A 23,624-nucleotide genomic window follows, 5' to 3' on the forward strand; every position below is an offset into this window, starting at 1 on the left:
AAAAGCAGCCACGTAGGGTGCGCCGTGCGCACCGGGGAAAGCACCAGAAAAGCCGATGCGCGCAGCGCACCCTACGCGTCAAGACCGCTTAAAGTCCCTTGACCGCGTAGATGCCGGCGGCGTTGCGCCAGTAGCCCTTGTAGTCCATGCCGTAGCCGAAGATGTAGCGGTCGATGCACTGCAGGCCCACGTAGTTGGCCTTCAGGTCGGGGCGCGCCTTGCGCTCGTGTTCCTTGTCGATCAGCACCGCCGTGTGCACGGCGCGCGCGCCGGCATGGCGGCAGAAATCGATGATCGCGCCCAGCGTATGCCCTTCGTCGAGGATGTCGTCGATGATCAGCACGTCGCGGTCGATGAAGGAAACTTCCGGCTTGGCCTTCCAGAACAGTTCGCCACCGCTGGTTTCGTTACGGTAACGGGTAGCGTGCAGGTAGGACGCTTCCAGCGGGAAGTTCAGCTTGGTCAGCAGCTTGCCGGAGAAGATCAGGCCGCCGTTCATCACGCAGAACACCACCGGGTTGCGCTCGGCCAGTTCGGCGTTGATCTGGCTGGCGACCTTGTCGATGGCCGCTTCCACCTCGGCTTCGGTGAACAGGCAATCGGCTTCCGCCATGACTTGACGGATATGCGCGAGATCGGCGGACATGGGCGTTCTCTCTCAAAGGGCTGATGAATGGCGAGCCGGAAACTGATCGACCCGTCAAATAAAAGCGGGCAAAGGTACAGACCCGCGCAGCGCTTGCCAAGTCTCGACTGACCAGCGTAGCCGATACATGGCGCAGCACACCGTGACCAATCAGTCACCAACCACTTGGCATGAGCAATGCTTTAATCTAACCCGATTTTTTCCCAGAGCCCCGTTGGAGATCCCAGCCCATGCCCATTCGCGAGATCCGCCATCCGCTGATCCGTCACAAGATCGGCCTGATGCGCCGCGCCGATATCAGCACCAAGAATTTCCGTGAGCTGGCCCAGGAAGTGGGCGCGCTGCTGACCTATGAGGCCACCAACGACCTGCCGCTGGAAAGCTACGAGATCGAGGGCTGGGCAGGCACCGTGCAGGTGGAGAAGATCGCCGGCAAGAAGATCACCGTGGTGCCCATCCTGCGTGCCGGCATCGGCATGCTCGACGGTGTGCTCAGCCTGATTCCGGGCGCCAAGGTCAGCGCCGTGGGTGTGGCGCGCAACGAGGAAACCCTCGAAGCGCACACCTATCTGGAGAAGCTCGCGCCGGAAATCGACTCGCGCCTGGCCCTGATCATCGACCCGATGCTGGCCACCGGCGGCTCGATGGTCGCCACCATCGACCTGCTGAAGAAAGCCGGTTGCAAGGACATTCGCGCCATGGTGCTGGTCGCCGCCCCCGAGGGCATCAAGGCGGTCGAGCAGGCGCACCCGGACGTGACCATCTTCACCGCCTCCATCGATCAGCGGCTGAACGAACACGGCTACATCATTCCGGGCCTGGGTGATGCTGGCGACAAGATCTTCGGCACCAAGCAGAAGGACGCCTGACATGTCGCAAACGGAATTCAACGACCCGCTGTGGCGCCAGGGCATTTCCGGCGCTCAGATGCTGTTCGTGGCCTTCGGCGCCCTGGTGCTGATGCCGCTGATCACCGGCATGGACCCCAACGTCGCGCTGTTCACCGCCGGTATCGGCACCCTGCTGTTCCAGCTGGTGACCAAGCGCCAGGTGCCGGTGTTCCTGGCCTCCAGCTTCGCCTTCATCGCGCCGATCCTGGCGGCCAAGGGCGAGTTCGGCCTGCCCGCGGTGATGGGCGGCGTGATCGCTGCCGGTCTGGTCTACATCCTGCTTTCGGTACTGGTCAAACTGCGCGGCCCCAACTTCATCGACCGCCTGCTGCCACCGGTAGTGATTGCGCCGGTGATCATCTCCATCGGCCTGGCGCTGTCGCCGGTGGCGGTGAACATGGCCATGGGCAAGGCCGGAGATGGCAGCGTCGAGCTGGTGCCCTACGGCACCGCGATGATGATCTCGATGCCGGCACTGGTCACCACCCTGCTGGTGGCCGTGCTGGGCCGCGGCATCTTCCGCCTGGTGCCGATCCTCGCCGGCATCGCGGTCGGTTGCGCCATCGCTGCTATGCTCGGCGTGATCGACACCAGCGCCGTGAGCCAGGCCTCCTGGCTCGCCGTACCGAACTTCATCGCACCGGAGCTGCACTGGGGCGCGATTCTGTACATGGTGCCCGTAGCCCTGGCGCCGGCCATCGAGCATATCGGCGGCGTGGTCGCCATCGGCAACGTCACCGGCAAGAACTTCGTCAAACAGCCCGGCCTGCACCGCACCCTGCTCGGCGACGGCCTGGCCACCTCGGCAGCCGGCCTGTTCGGCGGCCCGCCCAACACCACCTACGCCGAAGTGACCGGCGCGGTGATGCTGACCAAGAGCTACAACCCGAAGATCATGACCTGGGCCGCGGTATTCGCCATTGCCCTGGCCTTCATCGGCAAGTTCGGCGTGGCCCTGCAGAGCATTCCGGTACCGGTGATGGGCGGCATTCTCTGCCTGCTGTTCGGCTCCATCGCCGTGGTCGGCCTCAACACCCTGATTCGCCACCAGGTCGACCTGTCCGAAGCGCGCAACCTGATCATCGTCTCGGTGACCCTGGTGTTCGGCATCGGCGGCATGGTGATCGGCGGCAAGGAATTCGCCCTGTCGGGGATTTCCCTCTGCGCGATCAGCGCCCTGCTGCTCAATCTGGTGCTGCCCGGTGGCTCCGGTTGGCGCAAGCGGGACCTGGAAGAAGTCTGAGTCCCTGCGCCAACAAAAAGCCCGCGAGTGAATCGCGGGCTTTTTGCATGGGCAGCGGCGCGGGAACTTACCAGCCGACCCCGAAGCCCAGGGTATAGCGGGTTTCGTCCAGATCACCCTCGGCGCCGCTTACGACGTCCTTCTCGGCCTTCATGTTCAGCGAAGCCCAGTCGGTCACTTTGTAGCGCAGACCCACTTCGGCATCCAGCGTGTAATCCGCCACGCCCTCCAGCGGCTTGCCAAGCTCACCGACGCTGAACAGCTCGACGGTCTTGCCGATCAGGTAGCGGTTGTAATCCCACTTCACGCTCATGGCATAGAAGCGGTCCTGCTCGCCGTTGCTGTAACGGTAGTCGCTGCGGTTGGCCAGGGTGGCAATGGAGAAAGCGCCCAGCTCGTTATCCCAGAACTGATAACCCGGGCCGGTACCCAGGGTACGCTGGCGCTCGACCTCTTCGATGCGATCGCGCTTGTACTCGAAACGCCCCTGCCAGAACCACTGCTCGGTGAGAAAGCGGTCGAGCGCGTACTCGGCGCTCCAGTTGTCGGTGCTGACCACGTCGTCCTTCAACTCGCGGTTGTAATCGGCCTGCGCGTTGTGCCGCCACAGGCCATGACGCGCCTGGGTCTTGACGTCCACATCGTAGTCATCGGAATCACGCTCGCCGCGCTTGTAGTCCAGCCCGACGTCGATATTGCCCTTCCAGGTAAAGTCCTCCACCAGTGGCTTGGGCTTCATGATCTGCTCGATCTGCGTCAGCTCGACGGTGGTCGGGACATCGCCGTTTGCCAGGGTCACCTTGCCCGGTTCGGCGGCGAGCAGCGCCTTGGCCCGCTCACCGTTGACCGGACCGAGCTTGACCAGCAGCTCGTGGTCACTTTCCAGAGTGGCGACCTTACTCCAGCTGAGCGGGATGGAGCCGCCGTAGTCGGTTTCCAGCAGCAGCTTGCTGCCATCGAAGAAGCGAATGGTGCCGGTCAGGCGATCACCATTGGTCAGCCAGACGGTGTCGGCAACGGCGGTGGAGCTGAGCGCGGCAAGGCTCAGACCGAGCAGCGAGAGGGATGTGGAACGCAACATGGCAAGTCAGTAAGGCTCTGATGGGGCGAAAAGCCGGGCATTATGCGCAAGCCCGGCACTAGAGCAAGAGCTGACAGACGACGCAGCGCGGAGTTCAGCGTTTTCCGCCGAGCGGCACCGCGTGGCGCGGCTGGCGAAGGGGTTTACCGGCCTACCAACCGATCCCGACGCCGAGCAGGTAATGGCGGTCGGAAACCGTCTGGCCCTGGCCGCGCAGCTGATCCAGCTCGTAAAGCAAAGACAGGCGCGCCCACTGATTGAGGCGATAGCGCAGCCCCATCTCGCTATCGAGCACGTAGTCGATCTGGTCAATATGGGGAATCTGCAATTCGGCATTGGCATAGAACTCCAGCCGTGTACCCCATAGCAGGCGTTTGTAGTCCAACTCGATTGAGGTGGTATTGAACGCCAGATCGGCGACGTCCGACTCCAGACGCACACGGTTGAACTGGCCGATCAGGTCGAAGCGTCCCAGCTCGTTGTCCCAGAAGCGATAGCCCGGCCCCGTGCCAAGGATGCGCTGGCGCTCGATGGTTTCGAACGCATCCTCGCTCTGCTCCAGCCCGACCCGCCAGAACCAGTGCTCGGTAAAGAAGCGGTCGAGGTCGTACTCCAGCTCCCAGTTGTCCTCGACCTTCTTGTCGTTCTTGGTTTCACGTTCCAGCTCGCCACTGAGCACGTGGCGCCAACGACCATGCTCGACTCGCGTATTGCCCTTGAGCTTCCACTCGTCGATGTCGTTCTGGTTGCGCTTCATGTCCAGCTTGGCGTCGAGATTGCCCTCCCAGACGCGGTCCTCCAGCAGCAGGCGCGGCGGCACCAGGCGGGTGATCTGCGCCAGCGGCAGCAGGTACTCACGGTCGCCCTGCACCCGTACCATGCCGCTGCCGGCGGCGGCCAACCTTTCGCCGCGCTCGCTGTCGAAACCGCTGCGGCGCACCAGTAGGGGCTTGTCCGAACTGAGGGTATCGATATCCTTCCAGTCGATCAGTACCTGGCCGGCATACTTGGTCTTGAGCGCCAGCTTGCCGCCGTCGAGCAGGACGATCTCGCCACTGAGGCGATCACCGTTGTCCAGCCAGACGGTGTCGGCCCAGAGCGGGGCGGCCAGGGTAAAAAGGAACAGGGCGATCACTGCGCGCATGATAAGGACGCACTCTATGGGCAAGACGAAACCGTCAGAGTCTGCATGGCCGGCGGCCCCAGCGGCAAGCGCCGACGCCCGTCGCGAAGCGCTGTATCTGGTATTGGCGCAGATACCCGAGGGCAAGGTCGTCAGCTATGGCGAGCTGGCGCAACTGGCTGGCCTGGGCCGCGCCGCGCGCTGGGTCGGTCGCACCCTGAGCCAGTTGCCCGACGGCACCAGCCTGCCCTGGCATCGGGTGATCGCCGCCGGGGGCCGCCTCAGCCTGGCCGCCGGGAGCCCTTCAGGGGCCGAACAACGGGCGCGCCTGCGCGCGGAAGGCATCGGCATCCTGAACGAACGGGTGGATATGCGTCGTCACGGCTGGCGCCCGATGGAGCACAGCAGTTAGAGTGCGCGCTATTCATTCGTCCTCCCCAGATTCGAGCCTGATGCCACGCAAATCCTGGCGAGAAGCCCTCGCCACCTATGCCAACCCCGCCACACTGGCTCTTCTGCTTCTGGGTTTCGCCGCCGGCCTGCCCTACATGCTGGTGTTCTCCACCCTCTCGGTATGGCTGCGCGAAGCCGGTGTGGCGCGCGAGACCATCGGCTTCGCCAGCCTGATCGGCCTGGCCTACGCCTTCAAGTGGGTGTGGGCGCCGATGCTCGACCAGTGGCGCCTGCCGTTGCTCGGCAAGCTCGGTCGTCGCCGTTCCTGGCTGGTACTGTCGCAGGGGCTGGTCGCCATCGGCCTGGTCGGCATGGCCAACTTCGATCCACAAACGCACCTGTCCTCGCTGATCGCCCTGGCCGTGCTGGTGGCCTTCGCCTCGGCCACCCAGGACATCGCCGTCGACGCCTACCGCCTGGAAATTCTCGGCGACGAACACCAGGCCGCGCTGGCCGCAGCCTACATGACCGGCTACCGCGTCGCTGCGCTGCTGGCCACCGCCGGTGCGCTGTACTTCGCCGAAGGTTTCGGCTCGACCGCCAAGAACTACCAGTTCAGTGCCTGGACCGGTACCTATCTGGTGTTCGCGCTGCTGATGCTGCCGGGCCTGCTTACCTCCATCTGGATGCGCGAGCCGCCCGCCCCGCCACATATCCATGTCGCGCCGCCCAAGCACGGCTTCTTCCACCAGCTGCTGGCGATCAGCGCGGTGATCGTGCTGATCATCGCCGTGCCGACCATGTTCATCCAGTTCTACCAAAGCGACCTGGTGCCCATGCTGCTGGGCGACGTCAGCATGCAGGAACTGCTCTACAACGACCGCGCCTTCCTGCGCGCCATGCTCTACAGCACCCTGGCCTGCGTGTGCGCATCCGGCCTGTTCTGGGGCGGCCTGGCACCGGTGCTGAAAACCGCCGCGGCGAAGTACGGCTTCTTCCACCAGCTGCTTTCCGTGCTGCTGCTGATCATCCTGCTGATCTCCATCCCGGCCATGGTCACCCAGTTCTATGAAAGTGACCTGGTGCTGCTGTTCCAGGGCCAGTCGAGTCTGCGGGAACTGCTGTACTACGACCGCGCCTTCCTGCGCGCGCTGCTCTATACCCTGCTCACCGGCCTGTCGATCTCCAGCCTGTTCTGGGGCGGCATGGCGCCAGTGCTGACGCCGATCAACGACTTCATCGTGCGTTATCGCTGGCAGGCGCTGCTGCTGCTGAGCCTGATCGCCACCTATCGCCTGTCCGATACGGTGATGGGCGTGATGGCCAACGTGTTCTACATCGACCAGGGTTTCACCAAGGAGCAGATCGCCAGCGTCAGCAAGGTCTTCGGCCTGGTGATGACCCTGCTCGGCGCAGGTGTCGGCGGCCTGCTCATCGTGCGCTTCGGCATCATGCCGATCCTGCTGATCGGCGCGACCGCATCGGCGGCGACCAACCTGCTGTTCATGTTGCTGGTGGGCATGGGCCCGCACCTGAACATGCTGGTCGTCACCATCAGCTGCGACAACTTCAGCGCCGGCCTCGCCACATCGGCGTTCGTCGCCTACCTGTCGAGCCTGACCAACCTGAAGTTCTCGGCCACCCAGTACGCCCTGCTCAGCTCCATCATGCTGCTGCTGCCGCGTCTGATTGGCGGCTATTCGGGGGTGATGGTGGAAAGCCTGGGCTACGCCCACTTCTTCCTCGCCACGGCGCTGATGGGCATCCCGACACTGCTGCTGATCGTCATCCAGTGGCGCCGCGACAAGCTCCAGCCGGCGCTCGAAACGGCGCCACCGACAGTCGAGAAGGCCTGATTGTCAGGCAACAAAAAGCACCGGTTCGACCGGGGCTTTTCATTGCATCGCGCCTTTACTCGGCCTTGGCCAGATGCACCACCCGCTGCGGGAAGGGAATACCGATGCCGGCTTCGGTCAGGCGCTCCTTGGCCAGCTCGGTGAAGGCGAAGGTCACCGGCCAGAAGTCACCGTTGGCCACCCATACGCGCAGCGACAGGTTCACCGCGCTGTCGCCAAGGCCGGTGACGAACACCACCGGCGCAGGCTCGAGGTGCACGCGCGGGTCCTGGGCGATTTCCAGCAGCACCTCACGGGCACGTTTGATATCGCTGGAATAGTCGATACCGATATTGATGTCGGCACGCCGGCGCGGCTCACGCGAGAAGTTGGTGATATGCCCATTGGAGAGCGCGCCGTTGGGTACGATCACCACCTTGTTGTCGCCCGTCTTGAGCGTGGTGTGGAAGATCTGGATGCTGTCGACGCTGCCGGATACGCCCTGCGCCTCGATCCAGTCGCCGGCACGGAACGGACGAAACAGCATGATCAGCACACCGCCGGCGAAATTCGCCAGGCTGCCCTGCAACGCCAGGCCGATGGCCAGGCCCGCCGCACCGATCATCGCGATGAAGGAGGTGGTTTCCACTCCGATCATCGACGCCACGCTGATCAGCAGCAGGATGCGCAGCACGATGCTGACCAGGCTGCCGATGAAGCTGCTCAGGGCGCGATCGACCTTGCGCGCCTCCAGCAGCCTGCCGATGCTGGCAGTGAGCTTGCTGATCAGCCACCAGCCCAGGGCCAGGGTGATCAAGGCCAGGGTGAGCTTGCCGCTGTACTCCAGCACCACAGGCAGCCAGGCCTCGGACAGCTTGACCAGTTCGTCGACGTTCATCTCCATGGGGACTCCGGTTTTCCTGTACATGAAACGAAACCGCCATGGCAGGCCATGGCGGTCAGAGTGCTATCAACCTAGCCTGCGACGCCCTGGCGCCGCAAAGGTTCAATCGCGGAAGTTGTTGTACTGCAGCGGCATGCCGAACTCGTGGCCGCGCAGCAGGGCGATGGCTTCCTGGAGGTCATCGCGTTTCTTGCCGGTGATACGCACCTGCTCGCCCTGAATGGCGGCCTGCACCTTGAGCTTGGCGTCCTTGATGTGGGCGACGATCTTCTTCGCCAGCTCCTTGTCGATGCCCTCGCGGAAGGTGACTTCCTGCTTCATCACCTTGCCGGAGGCGTAGGGTTCCTTGGTTTCCATGCACTGGCAGTCGATCTTGCGCTTGACCAGGCTGCTGCGCACGATGTCGAGCATCTGCTCGAGCATGAATTCGGCTTCGGCGGTCAAGGTCAGCGCCTTGTCCTTGCTCTCGATGCTGCACTTGCCGCGCAGGTCGAAACGGCGATCGAGTTCCTTGATGGCATTGTCGACCGCATTGGTCAGTTCGTGTTTGTCCAGTTCAGACACGACGTCGAACGAAGGCATGAGTGGGCTCCTGATGGACGGCGCGATACTCTTCACGGAGTGAACGCGCCTGACTTGACGATAACTATGGCGAGCCCATTATAACCAGACTGATATACGCCGTTTGGCGTCCTTCCTCCCTGCCTGCGAGCCTGCACCATGCCCAACCCCCATCTCAGTATCCTGGTGGTGGACGACGCCAAGTTCTCCAGCGCCATGATCGGCCGTGCACTGAGCCAGGCTGGCTATCAGGATGTGCGCTTCGCCAGCAGTGCCAGCGAAGCGCTGCAGCTGCTCGAGCAGCGCCCGGCCAGCGTGCTGCTGGCCGACTGGCTGATGCCCGAGATCGACGGCCTGGAGCTGACCGCGCGGGTGCGCCAGCTGGACGAGACGGCCGATCACTACACCTACATCATCCTGCTCACCGGCAAGGAAGGCGAAAACGTGCTGGGCGAAGCCTTCGACCGCGGCGTCGATGACTTCATCAGCAAGGCGGCGATGAACGAGCAACTGGTGCCGCGCGTCTACGCCGCCGATCGCCTGTGCAATACCCTGCAGCGCCTGCTGCACGAAAACCGCATGCTGACGCAGAACATCGCCAGCCTGGAGCGGCGCAACCTGGTCGATCCGCTCACCGGCCTGGGCAACCCGCGCTACCTGCGGCAGAAGCTCGGCGACAGCCTGCGCCAGATCGAATCGCGCGGCGGCGCCGTCTGCTACCTGCTGATCGGCCTGCAGGACGCCAGCCAGCTGCGCAGCCAGTACGGCGACCGCTTCTTCAACGAGCTGCTGCACGGCGTCGCGCGCCGCCTGCAGCAACTGGTACGGCCGCTGGACGTGCTGACCCGCCTGGACGACAACCATTTCGGTCTGATCACCCTGCTCGAAGACCTGCACGAATGCTCGCCGAGCAGCTTCAAGCGCCTGCACGAGGGGCTCAATCTCAAGGCGTTCAAGACCAGCGAGGGCTTCATCACCCTCAAGGCCGGCATCAGCCTGGTCGGCCTGGACGCCAAGGCACTGCCCACCGATCCCGAGCAACTGATCCAGCATGCGGAAAAACTCCTGGCAGAGTCCCACAGCAGCGGTCGGGTCGCCGCCATGCGCCTGCCCCTGCCGTGACCTGGCACATCCTCGGTGCCGGCAGCCTCGGCAGTCTGTGGGCCACTCGCCTGGCCCGTGCCGGCCTGCCGGTCAGATTGATCCTGCGCGACCGGCAACGCCTCGAAGCCTATCGCCAGGCCGGGGGGCTGACGCTGATCGAAGCGGGCCAACCCATGCTCTACGCCATCCCCGCGGAGCTGCCGCAGGAGCCTGCGCCGATCCGGCGCCTGCTGCTTGCCTGCAAGGCCTATGACGCGCAGGACGCGGTGGCGAGCATCGCCGAGCGCTTGGCCCCTGGTGCCGAACTGCTGCTGTTGCAAAACGGCCTGGGCAGTCAGGACGAAGTCGCCCGGTCCCTGCCCGGACAACGCTGCCTGTTCGTCTCCAGTACCGAAGGTGCGTTTCGCCCTGCCGACTTTCAGGTGGTGTTCGCCGGCAACGGCCACAACTGGCTGGGCGACCCGAGCGACCCGCGGCCACCAACCTGGCTGGACGAGCTGCAGCGCGCCGGCATCGCCCACCAGTGGAGCCCGGACATCCTCACGCGCCTGTGGCGCAAGCTGGCACTCAATTGCGCGATCAACCCGCTCACCGTGCTGCACGACTGCCGCAACGGCGGCCTGAGCCAACACCCGGCCGAAGTCGCCACCCTGTGCGTCGAACTCACCGAACTGCTGCAGCGCTGTGGTCAACCGGCTGCGGCGGGCAATCTGCACGAGGACGTGCAGCGCGTGATTGAGGCCACGGCGGCGAACTATTCCTCCATGCATCAGGACGTGGCCCAGGGCCGCCGCACCGAGATCAGCTACCTGCTTGGCTACGCCTGCGCCGCGGCGCAACGCCACGGCCTGCACCTGGCGCACCTGCAACACCTGCAGCAGCGCCTGCTGGCGCACCTCGCCGCGCGCGGCTTGCCGCTGGATTAGCCGAGGGTCTCGAACCGTTGCACCGCTGGCGGTGCGCACGGCGCACCCTACGGCCGGCGCAGCCCGGATAATTGCGCGCGCCCCCGGCATGGCAATGGCCGGCGGGCCGCGCTAACCTGCCGCTTCCATATGCCATAGCGATCCATCCATGAGACTGCGTCAGCGCCTCGAAAACCTGCCGGTTGGCCGCAAGCTGCTCGCTGCACTGCTGGTGTTGCTCGCCGCGGTGATGCTGGTGGCCAATCTGGCGTTCATCAGCGCGGCCTACTGGATCACCCAGGAAAGCATGGCGCCTCAGGCCCTGCACACCCTTGGCCGGCTTATCGCCAGCCCCACGCTCAGCAAGGAGGCGCTGCACTCGCCGAGCTCGGCCGAAGCCCTGCTCAGGCGTCTGGATGACTATGCGCCGCTGCGTGCAGCGGTCATCTACGACAGCAACGGCAACAGCCTGGCGCAGCTGCAGCGCGGCGAAAGACTGCAGTTGCCGCAGCAGCTCAGCCAATTGTCACACTGGCGCGAAACCGCCTTTCGCACCAACCTGCTGGTCGATCTGCCCCATCCCAGCGGCCGTCCCGGCGCTCTGCTGCTGGTGGCCTCCAGCGAACTGCCCAGTGTCTTCTATACCGGCACCCTGACCGCCAGCCTGGTGATTCTGGCGTTCAGCGTGCTGCTCTGGCTGCTGGTGGCCAGACAGATCAAACGCCTGGTGACCAAACCCATTCGCCGCCTGGAAGAGCTGTCACGCCAGGTCACCCGCGAAGAGAACTATGCGCTGCGCGCCAACCGCGGCAACCAGGATGAAATCGGCAGCCTGGCCGACGCCTTCAACACCATGCTGATGCGCATGGAGGCGCGCGAACAGCAGCTCAAGCGCGCCCGCGACGACGCCCAGCAGGCCTTCGATCAGGCGCAGAGCCTGGCCGAGGAAACCCGCCACTCCAACCGCAAGCTGGAGCTGGAAGTGCAGGTGCGCAGCAAGATCGAGAAGAAGCTCACCGGCTTCCAGAACTACCTCAACAGCATCATCGACTCCATGCCCTCGGCGCTGATCGCCCTCGACGAACAGCTCTACGTGACGCAGTGGAATCAGGAGGCCAGCGCCCTGTCCGGCACGCGCCTGGAAGAGGCGCTGAACCAGCCGATCTTTCTCGCCTTCCCGCCGCTCAAGCCGTTTCTCTCACAGCTCAAGCGCACCGCCGAACAGCACAAGGTGGAAAAGATCGAGCGCGTGACCTGGCACAAGGACGAGGAGCCCCATCATTACGCCCTGACCTTCTACCCGCTGATGGGCAGCGCCGGACGCGGTGTGGTGATCCGTATCGACGACATCACCCAGCGCCTGGCACTCGAGGAAATGATGGTGCAGTCGGAGAAGATGCTCTCCGTTGGCGGCCTGGCTGCCGGCATGGCGCACGAGATCAACAACCCGCTCGGCGCCATCCTGCACAACGTACAGAACATTCGCCGGCGCCTGTCGCCGGATCTGGAAAAGAACCTCGAACAGGCCGAGCAGGCCGGCGTCAGCCTGGCCGCCATCCAGAATTACATGGCCGCGCGCGATATACCGCGCCTGCTCGATGGCATCCAGCAGGCCGGCCAGCGCGCCGCCAAGATCGTCAGCCACATGCTCAGCTTCAGCCGGCGCAGCGACCGCCAGCTGTCGCCCTGCGACCTGCCGGCACTGATCGATCAGGCACTGGAGATCGCCGGCAACGACTTCGACCTGGCCGACAGCTTCGATTTCCGCAAGCTGGAAATCGTGCGCCAGTTCGACCCGCTGCTCGGGCCGGTGGCCGGCACCGCCAACGAGCTGGAGCAGGTGCTGCTCAACCTGTTGAAGAATGCCGCGCAGGCCATCCATCAGCGTGACGCGCAGGCCGAGCCCGGCCGCATCACCCTGCGCACGCGGCAGGCCGGCAACTGGGCGGAAGTGCAGGTGGAGGACAATGGCACCGGCATGAGCGAAGCGGTGCGCAAGCGCATCTTCGAGCCCTTCTTCACCACCAAGGAGGTCGGTCAGGGCACCGGCCTGGGCCTGGCGGTCTCCTATTTCATCATCACCAACAACCACAAGGGGCAGATGGAAGTGCACTCCACGCCGGGCCAGGGCACCTGTTTCACCCTGCGCCTGCCGCTGGCCTCCCTGCCGGAAAACACAGGACTCTGAGTCATGGGCATGCGCCTCTCGAAGATCTACACCCGCACTGGCGACAAGGGCGAAACCGGCCTGGCCGACGGCCGCCGCGTCGGCAAGGACCACCCGCGCATCGAAGCCATCGGCGAGCTGGATACGCTCAACAGCCAGCTCGGCCTGCTGCTTGCCGATCTGGAAGAAGCCGCCACGACCTGGCCAGCCCTCGAGGAAATCAGCGAGGTGCTGAGCCCCTGTCAGCATCGCCTGTTCGACCTGGGCGGCGAACTGGCGATGCCCGAGTACCAGGCCCTGCAGCCGGTGGAAATCGAACGCCTGGAAGCCGCCATCGACCGCTGGAACGAGGAAGTCGGCCCGCTGGAGAACTTCATCCTGCCGGGCGGCTCGCGCCTGATCGCACAGGCCCACGTCTGCCGCAGCCTGGCGCGCAGCGCCGAGCGCCGCTGCCAGCACCTCAACGCGGTCGAGCCGCTACGCGCCGAGGGCCTGGCCTACGTCAACCGCCTCTCCGACCTGCTGTTCGTCGCCGCCCGCCTGATCGCCAGGCGCCAGGGCGTGGCCGAAGTGTTGTGGCAGGCTGCTGACAAGCCGTAGGCATGGCCCGATACGCCTGAAACCTCAAATGTGGAGCGGGTAGGAGCGAGCTCTGCTCGCGAAGCTTCATAGACTCGCCGACGTTCGCGAGCAGAGCTCGCTCCTACAGGAATACGGCGTCCCACAAAGGATAATTGGTGAGCTGCTTGACCAGGCCGGCGCGCAAAGGGTTGGCGACGATATACCGAGCGATGTCACGTACATCGTCCTCCCGGCGTAAAGCCCGGTCATGGTAGCCGGACTGCCAGACCTTACCGCTGCGTTGCAAGCGTTGGTTGATTGCCTTGGCACTGCGTGACTTGACCTGCTGCAACAGCTTCTCCAAGTCGCACTGCCCCAATTGAAGCAACCAGTGAAAGTGATCCGGCATCACAACCCAGCACAACGAGGTGGCGAGGCCTTGTTTTTCAGCGAGACGTAATTCGTCGATCAGAAGCCGTCCCACAAAAAAATCGTGAAACCAAGGATGTCGACAGTGGGTAACGGTTGTAATCGAGTAGATACGGCCAGGTTCAGAAAAGCGCCCGCTCCGCAGATGAGACGTATGGTAATGGGGCATTCCTTGCCTCCAGCGTGTCCGATACCTCAGATATAGACGGTAGGAGCGAGCTCTGCTCGCGAAGTTTCTTGGACATTGCCGATGTTCGCGAGCAGAACTCGCTCCTACAGGGCGCTAGAAGGCCAGAATGCGCGGATGCCGGCCACACCTTGCGCGCCGATCTGCCAGGCGCGCTCGATATCGCCTGGGCCGACGCCGCCCAGCAGATAGGCCGGCAGATTGAAATGGCTCAGCATCTCGCCTGCAGCCTCCCAGCCCAACGGCTGCGCCTCGGGATGCGTCGCGGTCGTCTGTACCGGCGACAGGGTGGCGAAGTCCACGCCCATCTGCGCGGCCAGCGCCAGCTCCTCTGCGCTGTGGCAGGACGCCGCCAGCCAGCGTTGCTCCGGGAACGGCCGGCCGCCAGCGGCGTACTTGCGCAGCTGCGCGGCGGTCAGGTGCCAGCCGGCCGCGGGAAAGTCCCCCAGCCACTCCAGCGGGCCCTTGAGCATCAGCTGGGCCTTGCCGGCACACAGGCCCTGCACGTCGACGGCCAGGTCGCGGTACTGCGGGTCGAACATGTTCGGCGCGCGCAGCTGGATCAGCCTCACGCCCTGCGCCAGGGCGCTGCGGATGCCGGCCAGCAATTCACTCGGCTCCAAGCCATCGGGGGTGATCAGGTAGCGATCCGGCAGCCGCGCGGCGGCGACTATGGGTTTGTTGGCGGCGGGGAATTGGTATTCCAGCAACTGCCGCTCGCTGGCCCAGGCCAGGGGCTGGCCTTCTGCGCCATGCGGCTCGCCACTGAAGACCGAGACCTCCCAGACGTCCAGCAGTACCTGCTTGTCCGGGTAGTCGTGGCGAATCCGGATCAGCGGGCGCGCCGCCTGCGCACGAATGCCCAGCTCCTCCTCCAGCTCGCGATCGAGGGCGACGCGCACTGCCTCGCCCTCCTCCACCTTGCCGCCGGGAAACTCCCACAGGCCGCCCTGGTGTTTGTCCTCGGGTCGCCTGGCGATGAGGATGCGTCCATCGACACCCCGGATCACCGCTGCTGCGACATGAACACGCTTCACCCCTTCACCTCCTGCAATGCCACCTGATACCAGCGCTGAAACGCCGGCCAGCGGTAGATGGTTTCCACATAGGCCGCTGCCGTTGTCGGCAGGGCCACATGATAGCTGCGCAGGCGCGCCGCCACCGGCGCGTAGAAGGCATCGGCGATGCTGGCCTGGCCGAACAGATAGTTGCCCGAGCTGGCATAGCGCTCGCGGCAATCGGCCCAGATCGCGCAGATGCGATTGATATCGGCCTGCGCCTCGTCGGGCAGCTCGGCCAGCGCCTTGTCCCGTGCCAGGTCCATGGGCAGATGACTGCGCAGCGCCGTGAAGCCGCTGTGCATTTCCGCACAGATACTGCGCGCCAGCGCGCGAGCCTGACGCTCCTGCGGCCACAGCTGGGCCTCGGGATAGCACTCGGCCAGATACTCGGCAATCGCCAGGGAATCCCACACCGCGCCCTGCTCGGTCAGCAGAACCGGCACCTTGCCGGTGGGCGAATGACGCAGCAACTGAGCGCGGCTGCCCGGCTGATACAGGCGTACCAGCAGCTCTTCACACTGGGCGCCGGCCAGATCGACCACCAGCGCCGCACGCAGCGACCAGGAAGAATAGTTCTTGTCGCCAATCACCAGTTGCAGGGTCATCTTGCGTCTCCTCGCCTAGTTTCCCGAAATGCCCAGAAGTCGTCCGACGTTAAAAGCGCGCACCCCGAATAGCAAATTCCCGCGCGTCATGGGGGCATGAGGCACGGGAATGAGAAAAGCAGCTGCAGGCTAAAGGCTAAAGGCTAAAGGCTCTTAGCCTGAGGCCTGCAGCTTGCCGCCTGCCGCCGCTTAAGTGCGATATTCGGCGTTGATCTTGACGTACTCGTGGGACAGGTCGGTGGTCCAGATGGTCTCGCTGCAGGCACCGCGACCCAGTTCGATGCGGATGGTGATCTCCTCGCGGGCCATCACCGCGGCGCCCTGCTCTTCGGTATAGGTGGCGGCACGGCAGCCCTTGCTGGCGATGCAGACTTCACCGAGGAACACGTCGATCTTGCTCACATCCAGCTGCGGCACGCCGGCATAGCCCACAGCGGCCAGGATGCGCCCCCAGTTGGGGTCGGAGGCGAACAGCGCGGTCTTGATCAGCGGCGAGTGGGCCACGGCATAGGCCACGTCCAGGCACTCCTGATGGGTGCCGCCGCCATTGACCTGGACGGTAACGAACTTGGTCGCACCTTCGCCGTCACGCACGATGGCCTGCGCCACTTCCATGAACACCTCGAACACCGCCTGCTTGAGCTTGGTGAACAGCTCGCCGGAAGCCTCGATGATTTCCGGCAGTGCAGCCTGGCCGGTGGCGATCAGCATGCAGCAGTCGTTGGTGGAGGTATCGCCGTCGATGGTGATGCGGTTGAACGACTTGTTCGCCGCGTCGCGCACCAGATCCTGCAGCACGCCCTGGGCGACCTTGGCGTCGGTGGCGATATAGCCGAGCATGGTGGCCATGTTCGGGCGGATCATGCCGGCGCCCTTGCTGATGCCGGTAACGGTGACGGTCACGCCATCGTGCTGGAACTGGCGGCTGGCACCCTTGGGCAGGGTGTCGGTGGTCATGATGCCGGTAGCCGCATTGATCCAGTTGTCTTCCTTCAGATCATCCAGCGCGGCCTGCAACGCGGATTCGATCTTCTCCACTGGCAGCGGCTCGCCGATCACCCCGGTGGAGAACGGCAGCACGGCGCTTTCCGCCACGCCGGTCAGTTCGGCCAGGCGGCCGCAGGCGCGGCGCGCACGAGCCAGGCCGTCAGCGCCGGTGCCGGCGTTGGCATTGCCGGTGTTGGTCAGCAGGTAACGCACCTCGCCGCCCAGGCGTTCACGAGTGATCAGCACTGGCGCTGCGCAGAAAGCGTTGGTGGTGGTCACCCCGGCGATACGCGAACCCTCGGCACAGCGCATCACCACCACATCCTTGCGCCCGGGTCGCTTGATGCCGGCCGAGGCGATGCCCAGCTCGAAACCAGGTACCGGATGCAGGGTAGACAGCGGACCAAGACCAACAGCCATAGAGAGCGCTCCTTCATGTGTGCAGTGACCGCAGCGGCGGCCGGTGAAATGGTAAAACGCCGCGAGCGGCAGAGCCGTCGCGGCGTTGTCAGGGCGCAGGCAGCATAGCTGATGCGCCCTCTACTGCAAGCGGTCCATGCGGACCGGTGATCAGTTGATCTGACCGTGGCAGTGCTTGTACTTCTTGCCCGAACCACAAGGGCACGGCTCGTTGCGGCCGACCTTCGGCTCGGCACGCACCGGCGCGGCGGCCACGGCAACGTCGCCCTCTTCGCCATTGTTCTGTTCAGCCGCCAGCGCCGAGGCGTCGGCGTGCTGGAATTGCATACGCTCGGCCAGAGCTTCGGCTTCGCGACGCAGACGGGCTTCCTCTTCGGCCGGGTCTTCGCGGCGCACCTGAACGTGGCTGAGCACGCGGATGGTGTCGCGCTTGATCGACTCCAGCAGTTCCTGGAACAGGGCGAAGGACTCGCGCTTGTATTCCTGCTTGGGGTTCTTCTGCGCATAGCCACGCAGGTGAATGCCGTGACGCAGGTGATCCATGGTCGACAGATGGTCTTTCCACAGGTCATCCAGCACGCGCAGCAGAATCTGCTTCTCGAAGGTACGCAGGGCCTCGGCGCTGGCCTGGGTTTCCTTCTCGTTGTAGGCCGCCAGCAACTCGGCGAGGATGCGCTCGCGCAGGGTTTCCTCGTACAGCTTGTCGTCTTCGTCCAGCCACTGCTGGATCGGCAATTTCAGGCCGAAATCGCTCTGCAGGGTGGACTCCAGACCGGCGACGTCCCACTGCTCCGGCATCGACTGCGGCGGAATATGGTTATTGATGGCGGCGGTCAGCACTTCCTCGCGGAACTCGGCGATGGTGTCGCCGACGTTCTCGGCAGCCAGCAGGCTGTTGCGCATGTGGTAGATCACCTTGCGCTGCTCGTTGGCCACGTCGTCGAATTCGAGCAGTTGCTTGCGCATGTCGAAGTTGCGACCTTCGACCTTGCGCTGGGCCTTCTCGATGGCATTGGTGACCATGCGGTGTTCGATGGCCTCGCCGGACTGCATACCCAGAGCCTTCATGAAGTTCTTCACCCGATCCGAAGCGAAGATACGCATCAGGTTGTCTTCCAGCGACAGGTAGAAGCGGCTGGAACCCGGGTCACCCTGGCGGCCGGCACGGCCACGCAGCTGGTTGTCGATACGCCGCGATTCGTGACGCTCGGAGGCGATCACGTGCAGGCCGCCGGCTTCGATCACCTGCTGGTGACGCTTCTGCCACTCGGCCTTGATCTGCGCGATCTGCTCGTCGGTGGGGTTTTCCAGCGCGGCGACTTCCACTTCCCAGTTGCCACCGAGGAGGATGTCGGTACCACGACCGGCCATGTTGGTGGCGATGGTCAGCGCCCCCGGACGGCCGGCCTGGGCAATGATCTCGGCTTCCTTGTCGTGGAACTTGGCGTTGAGCACCTTGTGCTCGATGCCTTCCTTGTTCAGCAGCTGGCTGACGTACTCGGAGGTTTCGATGGTGGCGGTACCGACCAGGATCGGCCGGCCCTGGGCCTGGCATTCCTTGATGTCGGCGATGATCGCCTGGTACTTCTCTTCCTGGGTCAGGTAGACCAGGTCGTTGAAGTCCTTGCGCGCGATCGGCTTGTTGGTCGGGATCACCATCACGTCCAGACCGTAGATCTGGCGGAACTCGAAGGCCTCGGTGTCGGCGGTACCGGTCATGCCGGACAGCTTGTTGTACAGGCGGAAGTAGTTCTGGAAAGTGGTCGAGGCCAGGGTCTGGCTCTCGGCCTGGATGTTCACCCCTTCCTTGGCCTCGATGGCCTGGTGCAGGCCTTCGGACAGGCGACGACCCGGCATGGTACGGCCGGTGTGTTCATCGATCAGGATCACCTGGCCGTTCTGCACGATGTACTCGACATTGCGGTGGAACAGCTTGTGCGCGCGCAGGCCGGCATACACGTGGGTCAGCAGGCCAAGGTTGTGCGCGGAGTAGAGGCTCTCGCCCTCGGCCAGCAGACCGGCAGCGGTGAGCATCTCCTCGACGTACTGGTGGCCGGCCTCGTTCAGCTCGACCTGGCGGGTCTTCTCGTCGACCTTGAAGTGGCCTTCCTGGGTGACCACGCCCTCCTCTTCCTCGATGTGCTGCTTGAGGCGCGGGATCAGCTTGTTGATCTCGATGTACAGCTTGGAGCTGTCTTCGGCCTGGCCGGAAATGATCAGCGGGGTACGGGCTTCGTCGATGAGGATGGAGTCGACTTCGTCGATCACGGCGAAGTTCAGCTCGCGCTGGAACTTGTCTTCCAGACTGAACGCCATGTTGTCGCGCAGGTAGTCGAAACCGAATTCGTTGTTGGTGCCATAGGTGATGTCGGCAGCGTAGGCGGCGCGCTTCTCTTCCGGCGGCTGGAAGGGGGTGACGATGCCGACGGACAGGCCGAGGAATTCGTACAGCGGACGCATCCAGTTGGCGTCGCGGCGGGCCAGGTATTCGTTGACGGTGACCACGTGCACGCCCTTGCCGGACAGTGCGTTGAGGTAGACCGCCAGGGTACCCACGAGGGTCTTGCCCTCACCGGTACGCATCTCGGCGATCTTGCCTTCGTGCAGGGTCATGCCACCGATCAGCTGCACATCGAAGTGGCGCATGCCCATCACTCGCTTGCCGGCCTCACGGGCCACGGCAAAGGCTTCGGGAAGCAGCTTGTCGAGGGTTTCGCCCTTGGCCAGACGGGCCTTGAACTCTTCGGTCTTGCCACGCAGCTGCTCGTCCGAGAGGGCGATCATCTGCTCTTCGAGGACGTTGACGGACTGCACCGCCTTGAGCATGCGTTTGACTTCACGCTCATTCTTGCTTCCGAAAAGTTTTTTAAACAGAGGCGCAAACATATCGACAGGATCTTCCGGCGAATGGATGGAGGTCGGCGCAAATCGCGACCTGGCAGCCTGCATGGCTGCGGGCGAAGGGGGCATTCTACCCGGAAAACCCAGGGAGGAAAGTGACGTTGTCAGCCCATTGCTGCCGCGTGATGGCGCAGGCCACGCCCCTGACAAGCCAGAGGCGCGGCGTGAAAGCTTATATGAGGGTCAATGCCGGCAATTCAAGGGCGTCGCGGAAACGGACCACTCACTCGACGCCGTTGGCATGCGCGATGTACAGCGCCGGATTGACCTGACGGCCATCCTTGCTGACTTCGAAATGCACGTGATAACCGGTGGAGCGGCCACTGCGGCCGACCTTGGCGATGGTCTGGCCGCGCTGCACCAGATCACCGATCTGCACGGTATTGCTCTGGTTGTGGGCGTAGAGCGTGACGTAGCCGTCGGCGTGGCTGATCTCCACGGTGTTGCCGTAGCCACTCTTCTTGCCGGAGAAGGTCACCACGCCGGCTGCGACTGCGACCACATCGCTGCCGGGCTTGGCGGCGAAATCCATGCCCTTGTGCACGCTGGCGCGACCGGTCAGCGGATGCACGCGACGGCCGAACGGCGACGACACATAACCTTGCAAGACCGGACGCCCGGAGAGCGTTTCGGCCTCGCTCAGGCGGCGTTCGCCAAGCAGCTGTTCCAGCACTTCCAGCTGTTGTTCTCGGCTTTCCACGCGCAGCGCCAGTTCATCCAGCGCACTCATGAAAGGCGGTGGCGCATAAGCCGAGGCGCCCAGCGCATCCTCGGCACCACCCTGGCCAACGCTGAGCGAGAAGTCGAACTCGCCGGCGTCCAGCTCTGCCAGTTCCGTGAGGCGTTCGCCCAGGGCATCGAGCCGGGTCAGGCGCGCCTGCAACTCGGCGACATGCACGGCGAAGGCATCGAGCTGGCGCTGGGCGTCCTCGCGCACGGCGCCAACCTGCTCGCGCTGCTGATCGAGCGCTTCGACCAGCGAGGCATCTACCACGGGCTCGGCAGTCAACCACTTGGCCCCCAGAGCAGCGCCGGCGCCCAGGCTCAGGACCAGCGCCAGAACCGCCGACAGCAGCAGCCAGCGCAGGTCTAGATGGATGGTTCGAGCCGAACCGTGACGGCTGTTGAGCAAGATGATATGCATGGCTTCCCCATTTCGCAGAACACAGGCCGGCAGCACGCTCTGCTACCATGACGGCTCTGCAACCAAAGGCCTCCTGCCATGACGTTTCGTCCCTTGCCGGCCCAGGCACCCGCTACGCTGCTACGCGAAGCCAAGCCCCTGAAAGCGCTGTTCGGTCAGGCGCAACGCCTGTCCAACCTGCAGCGTCTTGTCGAAAGCCAGCTGCAACCGGCCGCCCGCGAACACTGTCATGTAGCGTCCTGGCGCGACGGCTGTCTGCTATTGATCGTGACCGATGGCCACTGGGCAACACGCCTGCGTTATCAGCAAAGAAGGCTGCAACGACAACTGCAGGCGCTCGAAGAGTTCGCGACCTTAACGAAAATCCTGTTCAAGGTGCAACCTCAAGGTGGCCAGAATCGTGGAACGGATCGCGCCGTGCACTTGTCCAATAGCGCCGCACAAAGCATCCAGGCGGCCGCCGAGGGCATCAGCGATCCCAGGCTGCGCGCCGCCTTGGAACGCCTGGCCAGTCATACGCAGAAAAGCGAATAACGTCCTCCTTCCCGTTCGTCGGCCTGCTTCACTTCGCCGCACTCGCCAGGTAGATGGCGCCATAAATTCTCCTGCGCCGCGCCCTCCCCAAACCGTCACAGCATAAAAAAGGTTCTTCGCGTTATCGCGGGGAAGATACGCTTGACATCGGACTGGCAAGTTTGTGTGCGTACCGCTTACTGACTTAGCAATATCCATTACCGCGTGTACTGAGCGTTTGGGTTGCGCCCCTTACGGGCGCCACACCTTGATTCGCTGCGCTCACCCTTCGGGCCAGCCTGTGGCTGTTACTCCGCTTCGCTGCGTTTCCTCGCTCCGGTGCTGCTCCGGGGGCCGGCTTACATGGGCCATCCCTGGCCCATTAAGCGGGGCCGCCATCGGTATTTCGCCGCATCCATGCGGCTCGTCCCCCTACGCAACACCTCCACTCGGCCTCCTGAAGGGGACCGGGTCGCGAGCTTGCATAATCTTTGCGAAGTTGAAATTGGCGGCGTCTGACCTTTGCCTTTGCCTTTGCCTTTGCCCTTGCTCCTCAACTGCGATGGAACAGACGACGCCCAAGTCCCCTTCAGGAGGCCGAGTGGAATCGCCGTGGAAGGGGTTGAGCGACATGGATGTCGCGAGAGCTGCGATGGGCCAGGGATGGCCCTTCGCAGCGTGCCCCTGGAGCGGTGATGGAGCGAGGGAACCCCGGCGTAGCCGGGGCCGGATGCAGGGGTGTGTTTCTTTGCTTACTTTCTTTGCACAAGCAAAGAAAGTGAGTCGCCCGTAAGGGGCGAAACCCAGCAGATCAGACGACACGCTAAGGGATAGTGCCAAGTCATCGACAGCTAACACGTTATTGCCAGTCCGGCGTCAACCCGCACTTTCCCCAAAACATGCGAAGAACCATAAAAAAGGCCACCCGAAGGTGGCCTCAAATAACGCTGGAAAGAGAGTAGGTTTACACCGCCGCAACAGGGCGCATGTAAGAGATCGGCGCGAGCTTGGCGTCCTCGAAGGTCACCATTTCCCAGGCATCGGTCTGCTCGATCAGGGTGCGCAGCAAACGATTGTTCAGTGCGTGGCCCGACTTGAAGCCCTTGAACTCGCCGATCAGGCTGTTACCCAGCAGATACAGGTCGCCGATGGCATCGAGAATCTTGTGTTTGACGAATTCGTCCTCGTAACGCAGGCCGTCTTCGTTGAGCACGCGATATTCGTCGACCACGATGGCGTTTTCCACGCTGCCACCGAGCGCCAGGTTCTGCGAACGCAGGAACTCGATGTCACGCATGAAGCCGAAGGTGCGGGCCCGGCTGACTTCCTTGACGAAAGACGTGCTGGAGAAATCCACACTGGCGCTCTGTGTGCGATTGCGGAACACGGGGTGATCGAAGTCGATCTCGAAGCTCACCTTGAAACCGTCGAAAGGCACGAAGGTGGCGCGCTTGTCGCCCTCCTCCACGGTCACCTCACGCAGGATGCGGATGAACTTCTTCGGCGCTTCCTGCTCCTGCAGGCCGGCGGATTGAATCAGGAATACGAAGGGACCGGCGCTGCCATCCATGATCGGCACTTCGGACGCGGAGAGCTCGACGTAGGCGTTATCGATGCCCAGGCCTGCCATGGCCGAAAGCAGATGCTCTACCGTGTCCACCTTGACATCACCATTGATCAACGTGGTCGACATGGTGGTTTCACCGACATTCCCGGCCAATGCGCGGATTTCCACGATCGGGTCGAGATCGGTACGACGAAACACGATACCGGTGTCCACCGGAGCCGGCTTCAGGGTGAGGTAAACCTTCTCCCCCGAATGCAGGCCAACGCCGGTGGCACGGATGATGTTCTTCAGGGTGCGTTGTCTGATCATGGCTTGGCCGCTATATCGCTAGTTGCGAACTGTTTTCAACAATGGTCGGGAATGATAGCAGAACCGACCTTTGCTGAACACCAATCAC

Annotated in this window: 21 protein-coding genes; 9 read left to right on the forward strand and 12 right to left on the reverse strand. The window is 63.7% G+C overall.

Annotated features, from left to right (window positions below):
* Positions 1-88: 88 nt before the first annotated feature.
* On the reverse strand, positions 89-646 hold the full coding sequence (locus tag BLS61_RS03005) for a hypoxanthine-guanine phosphoribosyltransferase (RefSeq protein WP_003243028.1): 558 nt from the start codon (positions 644-646) through the stop codon (positions 89-91).
* Positions 647-876: 230 nt separating this feature from the next.
* Here BLS61_RS03005 and upp point away from each other — a divergent pair, with 230 nt between their 5' ends.
* Both upp and BLS61_RS03015 read left to right on the forward strand, forming a co-directional pair.
* A complete protein-coding gene (gene upp / locus BLS61_RS03010) occupies positions 877-1,515 on the forward strand; it encodes a uracil phosphoribosyltransferase (protein WP_090427139.1) in 639 nt (212 codons plus the stop codon).
* A 1-nt stretch (position 1,516) separates the two neighbouring features.
* The gene (locus tag BLS61_RS03015) at positions 1,517-2,779 is read left to right on the forward strand and encodes a uracil-xanthine permease family protein (protein ID WP_090427142.1); all 1,263 of its coding nucleotides are present in this window, start codon (positions 1,517-1,519) and stop codon (positions 2,777-2,779) included.
* A 67-nt stretch (positions 2,780-2,846) separates the two neighbouring features.
* On the opposite strand, the gene BLS61_RS03020 is transcribed toward BLS61_RS03015, so the two are convergent.
* Positions 2,847-3,860, reverse strand: coding sequence for a DUF481 domain-containing protein (locus BLS61_RS03020; protein ID WP_090427144.1), 1,014 nt, complete (start codon positions 3,858-3,860; stop codon positions 2,847-2,849).
* 151 nt (positions 3,861-4,011) lie between these two features.
* The gene (locus tag BLS61_RS03025) at positions 4,012-5,004 is read right to left on the reverse strand and encodes a DUF481 domain-containing protein (protein WP_090427147.1); all 993 of its coding nucleotides are present in this window, start codon (positions 5,002-5,004) and stop codon (positions 4,012-4,014) included.
* A gap of 16 nt (positions 5,005-5,020) precedes the next feature.
* Here BLS61_RS03025 and BLS61_RS03030 point away from each other — a divergent pair, with 16 nt between their 5' ends.
* Positions 5,021-5,395 carry an MGMT family protein gene (locus tag BLS61_RS03030; protein WP_090427150.1) on the forward strand — a complete coding sequence of 125 codons (375 nt, stop codon included), beginning with the start codon at positions 5,021-5,023 and terminating at the stop codon, positions 5,393-5,395.
* Positions 5,396-5,435: 40 nt separating this feature from the next.
* On the forward strand, positions 5,436-7,232 hold the full coding sequence (locus tag BLS61_RS03035) for an AmpG family muropeptide MFS transporter (protein ID WP_090427153.1): 1,797 nt from the start codon (positions 5,436-5,438) through the stop codon (positions 7,230-7,232).
* Between the two features lie 55 nt (positions 7,233-7,287).
* Here BLS61_RS03035 and BLS61_RS03040 read toward each other — a convergent pair whose 3' ends face one another.
* The gene (locus BLS61_RS03040; RefSeq protein ID WP_090427156.1) at positions 7,288-8,115 is read right to left on the reverse strand and encodes a mechanosensitive ion channel family protein; all 828 of its coding nucleotides are present in this window, start codon (positions 8,113-8,115) and stop codon (positions 7,288-7,290) included.
* A gap of 102 nt (positions 8,116-8,217) precedes the next feature.
* Entirely contained in the window at positions 8,218-8,697 is a 480-nt protein-coding gene (locus tag BLS61_RS03045) for a YajQ family cyclic di-GMP-binding protein (RefSeq protein WP_090427159.1), read from the reverse strand.
* A gap of 138 nt (positions 8,698-8,835) precedes the next feature.
* On the opposite strand from BLS61_RS03045, the gene BLS61_RS03050 reads away from it, so the two are divergent.
* The 4 genes from BLS61_RS03050 (at position 8,836) to BLS61_RS03065 (ending at position 13,452) form a co-directional block, all read left to right on the forward strand.
* Positions 8,836-9,798, forward strand: a complete 963-nt coding sequence (locus tag BLS61_RS03050) for a GGDEF domain-containing response regulator (RefSeq protein WP_090427162.1) — start codon at positions 8,836-8,838, stop codon at positions 9,796-9,798.
* Positions 9,795-10,706 (forward strand): putative 2-dehydropantoate 2-reductase, encoded by a 912-nt coding sequence (locus tag BLS61_RS03055; protein ID WP_090427164.1) that lies wholly within the window; start codon positions 9,795-9,797, stop codon positions 10,704-10,706. Before BLS61_RS03050 ends, BLS61_RS03055 begins: the two co-directional genes overlap by 4 nt.
* 148 nt (positions 10,707-10,854) lie before the next feature.
* Positions 10,855-12,873 carry a HAMP domain-containing sensor histidine kinase gene (locus tag BLS61_RS03060; RefSeq protein ID WP_090427167.1) on the forward strand — a complete coding sequence of 673 codons (2,019 nt, stop codon included), beginning with the start codon at positions 10,855-10,857 and terminating at the stop codon, positions 12,871-12,873.
* 3 nt (positions 12,874-12,876) lie between these two features.
* Positions 12,877-13,452 (forward strand): cob(I)yrinic acid a,c-diamide adenosyltransferase, encoded by a 576-nt coding sequence (locus tag BLS61_RS03065; protein WP_090427170.1) that lies wholly within the window; start codon positions 12,877-12,879, stop codon positions 13,450-13,452.
* Between the two features lie 103 nt (positions 13,453-13,555).
* On the opposite strand, the gene BLS61_RS03070 is transcribed toward BLS61_RS03065, so the two are convergent.
* The 6 genes from BLS61_RS03070 to BLS61_RS03095 form a co-directional block, all read right to left on the reverse strand.
* A complete protein-coding gene (locus tag BLS61_RS03070) occupies positions 13,556-14,011 on the reverse strand; it encodes an REP-associated tyrosine transposase (protein ID WP_090427173.1) in 456 nt (151 codons plus the stop codon).
* Between the two features lie 104 nt (positions 14,012-14,115).
* Positions 14,116-15,066: a Nudix family hydrolase gene (locus tag BLS61_RS03075; RefSeq protein ID WP_090427176.1), complete on the reverse strand. Its 951-nt coding sequence runs from the start codon at positions 15,064-15,066 to the stop codon at positions 14,116-14,118.
* Entirely contained in the window at positions 15,063-15,695 is a 633-nt protein-coding gene (locus BLS61_RS03080; protein ID WP_090427179.1) for a glutathione S-transferase family protein, read from the reverse strand. The genes BLS61_RS03075 and BLS61_RS03080 overlap by 4 nt, the downstream gene beginning before the upstream one ends.
* Positions 15,696-15,884: 189 nt before the next feature.
* Positions 15,885-17,102 (reverse strand): bifunctional glutamate N-acetyltransferase/amino-acid acetyltransferase ArgJ, encoded by a 1,218-nt coding sequence (gene argJ, locus BLS61_RS03085; RefSeq protein ID WP_090427182.1) that lies wholly within the window; start codon positions 17,100-17,102, stop codon positions 15,885-15,887.
* Positions 17,103-17,252: 150 nt separating this feature from the next.
* Positions 17,253-19,988, reverse strand: a complete 2,736-nt coding sequence (secA, locus tag BLS61_RS03090) for a preprotein translocase subunit SecA (protein WP_090427186.1) — start codon at positions 19,986-19,988, stop codon at positions 17,253-17,255.
* Positions 19,989-20,226: 238 nt separating this feature from the next.
* Positions 20,227-21,147, reverse strand: coding sequence for a M23 family metallopeptidase (locus BLS61_RS03095; protein WP_090428045.1), 921 nt, complete (start codon positions 21,145-21,147; stop codon positions 20,227-20,229).
* 78 nt (positions 21,148-21,225) lie between these two features.
* Between BLS61_RS03095 and BLS61_RS03100 the strand changes: the two genes are divergently transcribed.
* On the forward strand, positions 21,226-21,681 hold the full coding sequence (locus tag BLS61_RS03100) for a DciA family protein (protein ID WP_090427189.1): 456 nt from the start codon (positions 21,226-21,228) through the stop codon (positions 21,679-21,681).
* Positions 21,682-22,624: 943 nt separating this feature from the next.
* Here the strand turns inward: BLS61_RS03100 and lpxC are convergent.
* Positions 22,625-23,536, reverse strand: a complete 912-nt coding sequence (gene lpxC, locus BLS61_RS03105; RefSeq protein ID WP_024307034.1) for a UDP-3-O-acyl-N-acetylglucosamine deacetylase — start codon at positions 23,534-23,536, stop codon at positions 22,625-22,627.
* Positions 23,537-23,624 lie beyond the last annotated feature (88 nt).

The organism is Ectopseudomonas guguanensis (assembly GCF_900104265.1).
GTDB lineage: Bacteria > Pseudomonadota > Gammaproteobacteria > Pseudomonadales > Pseudomonadaceae > Aquipseudomonas > Aquipseudomonas guguanensis.